We start from the raw sequence: 12,854 nt of genomic DNA on the forward strand, positions 1-12,854 counted from the left end.
AGCTATTGGGTGAGTTAAAACTTACATTTTGCACCCCTCTCAGCAACAGGCAAGATGCCTGTTCTACAAAGATTTAAATAGATTGCTGGTATTTTTCCAGCAACTCCGGGATGTAATCGTAGCCGTCAACACCGATCGCCGGAATGATATTCGCTCGACTTTTAGCCAAAGATTGTTTAAAAGATTCCGCCCCCATTTGACCCCGCAAAATAGTCAGCAAACCAGCCGATTGACGCCACTCCATCGCACCAATTTGCTCCAAAGTATACATCCCCAAACTGCCTGCAAATATCGCTTTTTCTAGTGAGTTGATTCTGTAATAAGCTTGAGCCAAGTAAGCCAAATTCAGACCTTGCAAATATAAATCCCCTGAGAATTGAGCCGCTTGCCAACCTTTGAGCAAATATTCGATCGCAGCTTCAGCATTTTCCAGGGCAATTTTAGCGATACCGAGACTGCTGGAACAAAAAGCTTGACTTTGCCTGTCTCCCAATTTTTCCGACAGCAACAAACCTTGTTCCAAATAACCGATCGCACTCTCATAAACCTCCGGTTCCACCTCCTCCAACTGCCGCGCTTGAAACACTTCGCTGTAACCCAAATTAGCCAGGGCATTTGCCTCGCCTTGTCGCTCTCCCGCTTGTCGTGACATAATTAAAGCCCGCTGGCTGTAATTAATCGCTTCCTGATAATTTTTTTGAGCAACATAGTTGCGGCTGATGTGATTGAGATTGGCAACTTCGCAAGCTTTGTCTCCTTCCATGCGGGCAATTTCCAGCGCTTGTTTGTGCAGCAAGATCGATCGCTCGTAGGCCCCAGCCGCCTGCATCGAATAACCCAAAAGCGTCAGAATCCGAGCTTTCGCTTGAGTGCCTTCAACTCGCCGCAGCGGTTCGTCTAAATAATCCAAAGTATGCCGCAGAGCTTTACCATCAAACGAAGCAAAAATTCCGCCGTAAAGCGGAAAGTATTCCCGCTGAGAAAAAGCGCGCAAAATTTGCAAAGTTACTTGAAAACAAGCATTTGCCAACTGCTCGCCGCTCTTGGTAGAATTATTAAACCCACTAGCTAGCTGGCTCCAAATTACAGCAAAAGTAATGTAAGTAGAAATAGAAGCTTTTGTTGACACTTTGGAATCGTAAACTTGCTTGTCAAACCATATCGCCAAGGCGCGCTGCAAGCACTGCAAGATAATCGCTAATTCCACCAATACGCTTAACTCTAAATTCGATTGCTTGGCTGCGAATTGAACTACAGATTCACCGATCGCAATAGTATTCAATAGATCGCGGGGAAAGGGACTGTTAACTTTTTTTGCCCAAAAAGCCCAAGGCCCATTTTGTTCGGGACTACCGGCAAATCCTAGCTGCTGCGGCTGATAAATCCAGCCCACGAGTTCCGGTTCCAACCGCTGCCAAGATTCTAAACCTTTGGCAATGCCGGCCGTGATTTGCTGCAAATCTCGCTCGGTTTCTGGATTGGCCGTTTGCAGCATTTGTTGGTGCAGAGATTTTGCCAATTGCTGCAATTGATCGAGAGTCAGCGGATGTTCTTTATTCGGATCGATTACTTGCAATAATGCCAGGAGGCGGCCGTTAGATTCGGCGGTAAGGATTTGTTGGATTGAAGATGCAATTTCGCGATCGATGCGGTTATCTTTCTGCCAGCGTTCCCATTCTCCTTGGATGGTTTTGAGCGCTCGGAGGGTGCGATTTGCCTTTGCTTGTTTGATTTCGTCTTTTTCATTTCTGAGCTGATTTTCGGTGGCATCAAGGCGTTCGCCGAAACAGCGTTCAAAGATTTCGCCGGTGCCGGTGCTAATGTCTTGCACCAGCATTTGATAGACTTGTTCTTTAGAGCGAATTTGACCTTTGAGGGTGATTTCGACAATTTTATCGATCAGTGTTAGGTAGCGATCGCGCAATGAGGTAGATTCTGGCATAAGTAATTTTTGGTTAATAAATTTTTATGGACAGCGCTTGCAGCTTGCACCATTTCATGCTGCTATTTAATTTTACAGCTCATCTGGATTAATGCCCATTGCTTTGAGGCGATCGGCTAAACGATTGGCTCGCTCCCTTTCAAATTCAGCTCGTTGCCTTTCCGATTCAGCTCGTTGCCTTTCAGATTCAGCTTGCTGCCTTTCAAATTCAGCTTGCTGCCTTTCAAATTCAGCTCGTTGGCTTTCCAATTGAGCTCGCTGTCTTTCAAATTCTTCAGGAGTCAGAACTAAATTGCCATTAATATCGTACCAGCGCAGCCACAACCTTTGATTTTGCAGGAAAGAACCTTCCCACAAACCCAAACTCAACTGTATTTCGGGTATCCAGAATCGACGAGAACCTGTTAACACTTGTTCGCGGTAACGGTTGCCAACTAAGCGAAATACTCTTAATTGGTTGTTGTATTTGCTAAAAACAAAGTAATAAGGAATCTTCAAAATTCTCTCGTAAACCTGCCACTTAGTCGGCGGTTTGTTTGGTTCTGATTCTGTCAGTCCCAAATCTTCATCCTCCGTACCTGGTGACAGAAATTCGATCGCGATTAAAGGAGTTACTGCTTCGTCCCAAATGACGTAACTTTGGCGCAAATCTGCGTCTCTGTAAAATCTCGAAACCCCGACAACTAAATACCAATCGGGTCTTTTGTACCAATTGGGATGGTTGGAGTCGTAGTATAGATTGAGATCGCTGGCAGAGAATACGCGATCGGCTGGATAATTAGAAGGGAGGCAGCTATCGCACAAAAGTTGTGCTTGCCACCGGTGATATTCGTCAGGCAAACCGGGCTCCTCCGGGTCTTCACTGGGTAGATCGTACATCGTAGGGAGCACTTTTGTTTGGGAATGCTGCGAATCCGGTACGTACATCGTCATAAGATTACCCGGGCGAGACGGCTTGAGGAGATTGAGGCGGTACGGTAATTGTAATATTATAGCGGTTTTCCCTTGAATCAGCTAGATGCCTGCTAATTAACAATCAGTAATTGGTAATGAGTAATTGATTTGAGAGCGCGAGGCTATTTATTTAAATGCCAATCTGAGGCATAATTAAATTGCAGATATTCTCTCGTTTTTTGTGATTTCACAAACTGTTTCCCTCTCCAAAAGCAATCCCATCTTAGAAGCACAAGGATTAACTCGCCGCTTTGGCGGTTTAATTGCTGTGAATGACGTATCTTTTACAGTTCAAAAACACGAGATATTTGGACTGATCGGCCCTAACGGCGCTGGCAAGACTACTCTATTTAATCTTATGACTGGACTGATACCCAGCAACACCGGAAAACTGATTTATCAAAACGAGGACATTTCCCAACTGCGACCTTATCAAATTGCCAATAAAGGTATTGCCAGAACTTTTCAAAACATCCGTTTGTTTGGGGAACTTTCTGCTGTGGAAAATGTGGCGATCGCCCGACACATCCACAGCCGATCGGGCAATCCAATTTTATCAGTGCTGGCAGGGATTTTCGGCTTGCCAGCATCTAACGCAATGGAACGCAAAACCCAGCGAAAAGCCTTAGAATTGTTGGATTTAGTCGGATTGGGCGATCGCGCGGGCGAACAAGCCAAAAACTTGGCCTACGGCGACCAAAGACGTTTGGAAATTGCCCGCGCTTTAGCTCTAGAACCGCAAATATTGCTGTTAGATGAACCAGCGGCGGGCATGAATCCGAATGAAAAGCACAAATTAAGTGAATTTATCCGAGAAGTGCGCCAAAAGTTCAATTTAACTGTAATATTGATCGAGCATCACGTACCCCTGGTTATGGGATTGTGCGATCGAATTGCCGTGTTGCATTTCGGTCAGCTTATTGCCTTGGGCGAGCCTGCTGTTGTGAGGAATGACCCTGCTGTAATTGAAGCTTATTTGGGAGATGAAAAATAACTAAGGAAACCCGGCGATTGGAAATCGCGTCTACACAAACAATGTCCGCCTACGCTGACTAAGAGTAATATTAACAACTCACATATTGCACCCTTATTACACATTCTGTAGGGGCGGGTAAACCTGCCAATAATTGCCTAAAAATAACAATCTCATAAACCCGCCCCCACCCAACAGTAAATCGCAATGTACCTCAAACTCAAAGTCACATAAAATGCACGACCGCCCACCCAACACAACTCAAAACATCCTCTTAGAACTCAAAAACCTTTCTGTCAATTACGGCGGCATTCAAGCTTTACAAAATATCAATTTAATCATAAATCCAGGGGAAGTTGTCAGTCTCATCGGTGCCAACGGTGCGGGCAAAAGTACCGCCCTGAGAGCAATTTCTAAAATAGTTAATTTGCGACAAGGACAAATTATTTATAGCGGGCGCGATATAACGCGCCGCCAAGCTCACGAAGTTGTGAAATTGGGAATTGCCCACAGTCCAGAAGGGCGGCGGGTTTTGGCGCAGCAAACGGTGTTAGCTAACTTGGAATTGGGCGCTTATATTCGATCGGACTCTATGGCAGTAAAAGCCGATTTAGAGCGCCAATTTGAAATATTTCCGCGCTTAGCAGAAAGGCGCCGTCAACTAGCAGGAACCCTCAGCGGCGGGGAACAGCAAATGCTGGCGATCGCCCGTGCGCTGATGAGCCGCCCGAAACTGCTATTATTAGACGAACCCAGTTTAGGCTTAGCACCGGCGATCGTCAAAGAAATTTTCGCGATCGTTCAAAACCTTCGCGCCACGGGCGTTACAATCCTGTTAGTCGAACAAAACGCCAATTTAGCACTCCAAATTGCCGATCGGGGTTACGTACTAGAAGCTGGTAACATTACCCTCACAGGTATAGCATCAGATTTACTTAACAACGAACAAGTAAAGAAAGCATATTTAGGTTAATTTAGTTAATATAGGGAGAAATTAATGCACAAAATAGCCGCCACACCAGGAGGTTGGAACCCTCAAGCAGAAGGAGTAATTTTTATTCAGCAAACCCCAGCACCAATAGTATTTATTAGTGCTGCTGACACCGACATTCAAACTCTCGCGGCCGCCGCATCAAAACTGCCAGCAGAATTCCCCAAACTCCGCGCGGTGAATCTGCTGCAATTGCAGCAACAATTAACGATTGATACCTATGCCGAGGAAATTTTAGAACGCGCAGAAGTAATAATTATCAGGCTGTTAGGAGGGCGTTCTTATTGGTCTTACGGGTTAGAAATTCTGCGCGATACGGTGCAGAAAACTAACGCATCACTGATTGTAATGCCGGGAGAAGACAGTCCAGATCCCGATTTAATCAGCCATTCAAATGTATCGCTATCAGCAGTAAATCAACTGTGGCGCTATTTCACAGAAGGCGGAGTCCAAAACTTTGTTAACGCACTCAAATTTGCCGCCGATACTTGCCTGAAAACTGCTTACAACCCGCCACTACCTCAAACAGTTTTCCGCGTCGGAATTTATGATTGGATCGGGCGCGGGGAGGCGTGTTTTGAAACTTTTCAATCAGATTCAGATCCCCCTAAATCCCCCTTAAGAAGGGGGACTTTGACAACTTCTTGCTCCCCCCTTATTAAGGGGGGCTGGGGGGGATCGGGAGGTTTGAAAACACAGCCTAAAGAAGGCTCCCCCCTTATTAAGGGGGGCTGGGGGGGATCTCCGGGTTTACCAACTATAGCTAAAGTCGGAATCTTATTTTATCGCGCTCATTATTTATCAGGAAACTTAGCACCAATTGATGCACTTTGTCAAGCTCTAGCAGAGCGAAACTTAGTACCAGTTCCCGTCTTTGTGTCTTCTCTGCGGGAACCAGATTTGCAAATAGAATTGCTGGAATATTTTCAACCCAAAGAATCCGAACCAATTCAATTATTGCTCAACACAACCAGTTTTGCAGTCTCCGGTTTCAGCAGTCAAGAACCAGAACAAAACAGCTTAAAATCCTTAGACGTTCCCGTATTGCAAGCAATCTTCAGCGGTGGCGGTTTGGAACAGTGGGAAACGGAACTTCAGGGACTTTCGCCCCGCGATGTGGCGATGAATGTAGCATTGCCGGAAGTAGACGGAAAAATCATTACTAGGGCTGTTTCTTTTAAAGCGGTACAGACTTGGAACAGCGAATTAGAAACAGATGTAGTAGGCTATGTAGCAGCGGGCGATCGCATTCAATTTGTAGCAGATTTAACCGCGAATTGGGTGAAGATGAAACAAACCCCAGCCGCCAACAGACGCATCGCCATAATTTTAGCAAATTACCCCACTCGCAACGCCCGCTTAGCCAACGGTGTCGGCTTAGATACGCCCGCTAGCTGTGTCGAAATCCTCAAAGCTATGCAGCAAGCTGGCTACCAAATTGAAAACATCCCCGCTAGCGGCAACGAGTTAATTGAACTGTTAACTTCTGGCGTAACAAATGACCCGGAAGGACGCGAATTGCGCCCTGTTCATCAATCTTTGGATTTGGCAGAATATAAAGAATATTTTGCTAGTTTGCCGCAGGAAGTACAAGATGGAATTTGCAATAGATGGGGGTTGGCGGAAGGTCATACACAAGGTAGGGACACGGCATTGCCGTGTCCCTACGTCCTGGGGAAGGACACGGCATTGCCGTGTCCCTACTTTGCGATTCCGGGGATTCAGTTTGGCAATGTGTTTGTGGGGATTCAACCATCGCGCGGATATGAAATTGACCCGAGTTTGAACTATCACGCACCGGATTTAGAACCAACTCACAATTATCTAGCTTACTATTATTGGCTGCGAGAAAAATTTGGAATCGACGCTATAATTCATGCTGGAAAACACGGCAATTTAGAATGGTTGCCCGGTAAAAGTATAGCATTGTCTAACAAATGTTATCCAGAAGTAGCATTAGGCGCGATGCCGAATTTTTATCCGTTTATTGTCAACGATCCCGGGGAAGGTTCTCAAGCAAAAAGACGATCGCAAGCCGTGATAATCGACCACCTGACACCGCCGATGACTCGCGCCGAACTCTACGGGCCTTTGCAGCAGTTGGAAGCCTTAATCGACGAATATTGCGAAGCCCAAAGCTTAGATCCGTCCAGATTGCCCATGATTCGCGATCGCATTCTCGCCCTCACCAACAAAGAAAATTTAGATAAAGACTTAGGAATACAACTAAATAAATCGGAATTTACCGAATTTATCACCCGCACAGACGGCTATCTTTGCGAACTCAAAGAATCCCAAATCCGCGACGGATTGCACATTTTCGGGCAGTGTCCCGAAGGTAGACAGTTGCGCGATTTGATAATTGCGATCGCCCGCCATCCCACCAACGGGCGATCGGGCTTAACACGCGCCCTAGCTAAGGATTTAGACCTAGACTTCGACCCGTTAACGGCCGACCCCACCTCAATAATTCAGCACCGCACAGCGGGCGATTTAGTAGAAGAATTAGAACAAAAAGCCGCTGAATTAGTAGATAATTTAATCGAAAATTTAAGCGTTAATTCGCGTTTATCTGCGACCCCAAGTCCCCAAATAGGAGAAGCAACCCAACAAGAATTAGAATGGATAAATAACTATCTTTTACCTTCACTCCTCCAAACAAACCAAGAAATTACCAACCTTTTACGCGGACTAGATGGGCGGCACATACCCAGCGGCGCATCCGGCGCACCCACTCGCGGCCGACCCGATGTATTGCCCACAGGTCGCAATTTTTACTCAGTAGATATCCGCGCCATTCCCACAGAAACCGCTTGGAGAGTTGGCAGAGTTGCTGCTGAAACTTTAATCGAAAGATACACCCAAGAAAACGGCGAATATCCCAAAACTTTGGGTTTGTCAGTGTGGGGAACATCCACCATGCGGACGGGGGGAGACGACATCGCCGAAGCGCTGGCGCTGATAGGAGTTCAACCAGTTTGGGATGGCCCTTCGCGCCGGGTTGTAGATTTTGAAATCTTGCCGATTTCTGTTTTGGGACGGCCGCGCGTTGATGTTACTTTGCGAATTTCTGGCTTTTTCCGCGATGCTTTTTTTAACTTAATTGATTTTTTTGACAGTGCGGTAAAAGCTGTGGCAGATTTAGACGAATCGGCAGAAAACAATCCTTTAGCCGCACAAGTTCAAGCAGAGATTTTGTATTGGGAATCGACAGGTTTGAGTCAGGAAGAGGCGCAAGGGCGATCGCAATTTAGAGTATTTGGCTCAAAACCAGGTGCTTACGGCGCAGGACTTCAAGGCATAATTGAATCTCAAAACTGGACAGACGACAGCGATTTAGCAAAAGCTTACATTAATTGGAGCAGTTACGCCTATACAAGTACCCCCCCAACCCCCCCTTATCAAGGGGGGGCTAAATCTAATTCCTCTCCTTTACAACCAGAGAATACCCCCCCAACCCCCCCTTATCAAGGGGGGGCTAAATCCAACTCTTGTCCCCCCCCTTACCAAGGGGGGGCTAGGGGGGGTGAATTAAGTTCTGAGGCTAATTCCAACTCTTGTCCCCCCCCTTTACAAGGGGGGGTTAGGGGGGGTGAATGGGGATGTTCAGCACCCGAAGCATTTGAAAAACGCCTCGGCCAAATGCAAATAGTTCTGCAAAACCAAGACAACCGCGAACACGACATCCTTGACTCCGACGATTATTATCAATTCCAAGGCGGAATGGCGGCCGCAATTCGCAATTTGCAAGGCAAAAATCCTGAAACCTATTTTGGCGATAATTCGATTCCAGAGAATCCGAAAGTGCGAAAACTGAAAGAAGAAATTGCGCGGGTTTATCGCAGCAGGGCGGTAAATCCCAAATGGATAGAAGGTGCGATGCGTCACGGTTATAAAGGTGCTTTTGAAATTGCCGCAACTGTTGATTTTTTGTTTGCTTACGATGCTACGGCAAATTGTGTAGAGGATTTTATGTATGAAGGCATCGCAGAGGCTTACATTTTTGATGAGAAAGTGCAGACATTTATTCAAGAAAACAATCCTTGGGCGCTGCGAGATATGGCGGAAAGATTGCTAGAAGCTCGCCAGCGGGGGTTGTGGCAGAGTGCGAACCAGGATACATTGGATAAATTGAGGTCGATCGCCCTGCAAGCCGAAGCAGTCATCGAATCCCATACATAAATACTCAGTTAACGTCACGATCGCCGCGGGAGACGAATGGGCAGTTTGCGGTAATATCTAGTAATATTTTGCCCACGGTGAAAGCTGTATGATTCGCCGCTACATTGCTAGCCTCAGTACCAACATCTTCAAACGTACCTTCGCCGCAGCCGCCGTGCTCGCGCTAACAGTCGGATGTTCGCCTCCCAAGCCGCCCAACACCGCAGCGGCTTCTGGTTCGAGCGAATCCCCAGTCCTAGCGCAGCCGCCAACCTCTCTGTTAGCTAAAAACGGCAACCAAACCCAAAAATCCGTCAGCGTTCCCTCATGCCCTCAAAACGATGGCTTCACGGAGTCAGTTAACTTTGCCACCCAAGCTTCTAATTTGGCTCAATCAGCCAATTCAAAACAAGACTGGGACGAAGTAGCCGCTTTGTGGGTGCAGGCCGTCGCCTGGATGCAAGCCGTTCCCCCAGGCAGTCCCAGGCGGGCGTTTGCGGAGAAAAAAGTCATCGAGTACATGAAAAACCTCGTTTATTCCCAACAGCAAGCGGGGACAAACGGATCGCAAGCCAGTACAGTCAGCTTCAGCAGCGATTTGCTCGACGAAAAGCTAGAACTGTACTTATCCTACGTTGCTGCCGTCGGCCCGCCAGACGTTTTGATCGTCGGTAGTTCCCGGGCATTGCAGGGCGTCGATCCCAAACAGCTAAAACAATCTTTGGCCCAAAATGGCCGTCCGGGCTTAAAAGTATTTAACTTTTCAGTCAACGGCGCAACTGCACAAGTAGTTGACTTTCAACTGCGGCGGCTTTTGAAGCCGGATCATTTGCCTCAAATGATTGTCTGGGCGGACGGTGTGCGGGGATTTAACAGCGGCCGGGACGATCGCACTTTTAATTCGATCGTCGATTCTGAAGGCAGCCAACTTTTAGCAGCAGGCATTCGCCCCGAACAGCAGTCCGATGAACCGAATGTGATTCCGCTGTGTTATAAATTCCCGCAGCCCTGCGCTAACAAAACTTTCCGCAAAGCATTTACCTCTGTCGATCGACCTTTCACGGCCGGGCAAGATGCCCACCCCCTACTCCCCACAATCAAATCCCTCTCTAGTGGAACGGGCATCTTGCCCGTTGCTAACACCCACCCCACAATCAAATTCCTGTCTAGTGGAACGGGCATCTTACCCGTTGCTGAGAATGCTGCAAGATATGAGTTAAAACCGATCGCAGCCGATGCAGCAACCCAAAAAGCACAATTAATTCCAGTCTCGCGACGCACAACAGTAGCAATGAGGCAAGTCAGCCAATTGGCAGATTCGATCGACTCCAACGGATTCATGCCTATATCTGGCCGTTACAATCCCAACACTTATTATCGAGAACGCGCTTACGTTTCAGGCCAGTACGATCGCGACTACGAAAACTTCAACCTCGAAGGCAAACAAGCAACAGCCTTTAATTCAGTTGTAGCATTTACCAAAGCCCGCAAAATTCCCCTGATTTTCGTCAATTTGCCCCTCACCAACGACTACTTAGACGGAACTCGCCTGCGGGCAGAACAGCAGTTCCGGCAGCGAATGCAGCAACTCTCGCGCCAACAAGGCTTCGCTTTCCGCGACTTGTCGCAGCGGTGGCCCGGCCGCAACGACTATTTTTTTGACCCCAGCCACCTCAACCGCTTTGGGGCGATCGCAGTTTCTCGCATCCTCGCCGCCGATTCCAGCATTATCTGGCCGCAGCCCAAATCCAGGCGCAGCGACGGGTAATACCATTTTCGATTTTCGATTTTCGATTTTCGATTAAAGAATTGGGAATGACAGATGATATCAAATCCGCCCTTCATCGGAATTATTCATCTCTCTTCCCTTCCTCTGTATCCTCTGCGTCCTCTGTGGTTTAATCATTCCGATCTAACCGGAATTGATATGAGATAATGGTTTGGAGCTTTCCAAAAATTGGATTACTTTTTGCAACTGCTATAAACCAGAGGGAGAGTCTCCGAGGGGAGATTTCCTGGGGCATCGGAATAATATTTTTCCAGGTACAATGCGAGCGTCCCGCTCGTGGCGATTCAGTCTAAAATCTAATAATCTAACAATCCAAAATCCAAAATCTAAAATCTAAAATCGATAGGTTGTGCAACTAAAACAAGTAATTATTGCCCACAAAGCCAGAGATACCCTCAGCCAGCGGTGGGCAGAACAGTGTGCCCGCCAATTAGAAAGTCGCGGGTGTCAGGTTTTAATGGGGCCCAGCGGCCCGAAAGATAACCCGTATCCGGTATTTTTAGCTTCTAGTAACAGCTCAATTGATTTAGCTGTGGTGCTTGGGGGTGACGGTACGGCCCTAGCTGCGGCGCGGAATTTGGCTGTTGACGGCATCCCGATTTTGGCAGCGAATGTGGGGGGACATCTGGGTTTTTTAACCGAGTCTTTTGAGGATTTCCAAAATACTGAGGAGATTTGGGACAGACTTTCGGAAGACAGGTATGCCGTGCAGAAGCGGATGATGTTGCAGGCGGCGATTTTTGAGGGAAACAGAACCAATCTCGAACCGGAAAGCGAGCGCTTTTTGGCACTCAATGAAATGTGCGTCAAACCTGCTTCTGCCGATCGAATGCCGAGCTGTATTTTAGAAATGGAAGTTGACGGCGAAGTAGTCGATCAATATCAAGGCGACGGTTTAATTGTGGCAACTCCCACTGGTTCGACTTGCTACACCGCATCTGCCAACGGGCCGATTATTCACCCCGGCATGGATGCGATCGCAGTTACTCCAATTTGCCCTTTGAGTTTATCCAGTCGGGCGATCGTCCTGCCGCCCGGTTCAGTCGTCAGCATTTGGCCTTTAGCAGATTACGAACTCAGTACAAAACTCTGGACAGACGGCATTTTGGGTACTGCAATTTGGCCGGGACAGCGCGTAGACGTGCGGAGGGCAGACTGCGAAGCCAAGTTTATCATTTTGCGGGAAAACTATTCTTATTACGGTACTTTGAGGGAAAAACTTCACTGGGCAGGAGCCAGAATTCGGTACAGCAACAATCACCGCAATTAATCCGAATCATTCAATAGAAATCTCCAGAAAAGCCAGTCTTGAACAGGCAGGATGCCTGTTCCACAATAATAATTATTGGAGAGGTCTAATATCAACCCGCATTAACCTGTAGGGGCGAATCGGCGTCAAAAAACCTGTGAAATCACCAACAATCTAGATACAAAACCCGCCCTCACTCAACATACAATTTCTGTACTCTGTTAAGATCGCTCAATATCTTGACAAACAGCCCGATCCATGCAAACTTTCAAAAAATCAACCCGACCTTTCAACCCTCAAGATACATATCCCTGTCCCGTATGCCGCACCGGTCAAATTTCTACCATGCCGATGATGGAAGCCCTCGCTTGCAACTTCTGCCAGCACATTTATACCGCCAGCGTTGAAAGACAATCGCTTCAAATGGCCGATCGCCAACCGCCCGTAACTTGGCACTGGAACGGCAAACAGTGGATAGGAGCCCACCTCGAAGGCGTAGAATTCGGATGGCCCTACTTTGCAGCAGCGATCGGTCTAATTTCCCTTCCCACTATCTTGCTGGGACTTTCAGCTTACTATTTTCCCCCGGTTCCCGGCAGCCGGTTGTCGTGGCTGCCCGCAGCTTGGACGGGCTTAGCTTTTTTGTCCCATTTAGGCATTGTGCTGTGGTTGGTAGGTGAATTTTATCAATTCCCGGTGGCAACTTACTTCAGAGCTTGGGGGCGCAGGATTGGCCGGCGCTAGCTTGATGCTCTCAAACAGCCGATCGGCCGAGGGTGGCGCACCGGGATCGAT

The 12,854-nt window shown here is 47.5% G+C and carries 8 protein-coding genes; 6 read left to right on the top strand and 2 right to left on the bottom strand.

Annotated features, from left to right (window positions below):
- Positions 1-73: 73 nt before the first annotated feature.
- Positions 74-1,942, bottom strand: coding sequence for a tetratricopeptide repeat protein (locus QUA56_RS06535; protein WP_333354741.1), 1,869 nt, complete (start codon positions 1,940-1,942; stop codon positions 74-76).
- Between the two features lie 72 nt (positions 1,943-2,014).
- Entirely contained in the window at positions 2,015-2,875 is an 861-nt protein-coding gene (locus tag QUA56_RS06540; RefSeq protein ID WP_333354744.1) for a Uma2 family endonuclease, read from the bottom strand.
- A 202-nt stretch (positions 2,876-3,077) separates the two neighbouring features.
- Here QUA56_RS06540 and QUA56_RS06545 point away from each other — a divergent pair, with 202 nt between their 5' ends.
- From QUA56_RS06545 to QUA56_RS06570, 6 genes are all read left to right on the top strand, one after another.
- Positions 3,078-3,890, top strand: a complete 813-nt coding sequence (locus QUA56_RS06545) for an ABC transporter ATP-binding protein (protein WP_333354746.1) — start codon at positions 3,078-3,080, stop codon at positions 3,888-3,890.
- 214 nt (positions 3,891-4,104) lie between these two features.
- The gene (locus QUA56_RS06550) at positions 4,105-4,842 is read left to right on the top strand and encodes an ABC transporter ATP-binding protein (RefSeq protein WP_333354748.1); all 738 of its coding nucleotides are present in this window, start codon (positions 4,105-4,107) and stop codon (positions 4,840-4,842) included.
- A gap of 24 nt (positions 4,843-4,866) precedes the next feature.
- Positions 4,867-9,042 carry a cobaltochelatase subunit CobN gene (cobN, locus tag QUA56_RS06555; protein WP_333354751.1) on the top strand — a complete coding sequence of 1,392 codons (4,176 nt, stop codon included), beginning with the start codon at positions 4,867-4,869 and terminating at the stop codon, positions 9,040-9,042.
- 88 nt (positions 9,043-9,130) lie between these two features.
- On the top strand, positions 9,131-10,789 hold the full coding sequence (locus QUA56_RS06560; protein WP_333354754.1) for a hypothetical protein: 1,659 nt from the start codon (positions 9,131-9,133) through the stop codon (positions 10,787-10,789).
- A gap of 370 nt (positions 10,790-11,159) precedes the next feature.
- On the top strand, positions 11,160-12,080 hold the full coding sequence (locus QUA56_RS06565; RefSeq protein WP_333354757.1) for an NAD(+) kinase: 921 nt from the start codon (positions 11,160-11,162) through the stop codon (positions 12,078-12,080).
- A 237-nt stretch (positions 12,081-12,317) separates the two neighbouring features.
- The gene (locus tag QUA56_RS06570; protein WP_333354760.1) at positions 12,318-12,803 is read left to right on the top strand and encodes a hypothetical protein; all 486 of its coding nucleotides are present in this window, start codon (positions 12,318-12,320) and stop codon (positions 12,801-12,803) included.
- The last annotated feature ends 51 nt before the right edge of the window (positions 12,804-12,854 follow it).

The organism is Microcoleus sp. N3A4 (genome assembly GCF_036701805.1).
Classification (GTDB): domain Bacteria; phylum Cyanobacteriota; class Cyanobacteriia; order Cyanobacteriales; family Microcoleaceae; genus Microcoleus.

What these genes read in the sequence shown, in the direction of transcription:
- QUA56_RS06570 (WP_333354760.1), top strand. Translation starts at nt 12,318, where the DNA reads ATGCAAACTTTCAAAAAATCAACCCGACCTTTCAACCCTCAAGATACA.
- QUA56_RS06560 (WP_333354754.1), top strand. Translation starts at nt 9,131, where the DNA reads ATGATTCGCCGCTACATTGCTAGCCTCAGTACCAACATCTTCAAACGT.
- QUA56_RS06535 (WP_333354741.1), bottom strand. Translation starts at nt 1,942, where the DNA reads ATGCCAGAATCTACCTCATTGCGCGATCGCTACCTAACACTGATCGAT.
- QUA56_RS06540 (WP_333354744.1), bottom strand. Translation starts at nt 2,875, where the DNA reads ATGACGATGTACGTACCGGATTCGCAGCATTCCCAAACAAAAGTGCTC.
- QUA56_RS06550 (WP_333354748.1), top strand. Translation starts at nt 4,105, where the DNA reads ATGCACGACCGCCCACCCAACACAACTCAAAACATCCTCTTAGAACTC.
- cobN (WP_333354751.1), top strand. Translation starts at nt 4,867, where the DNA reads ATGCACAAAATAGCCGCCACACCAGGAGGTTGGAACCCTCAAGCAGAA.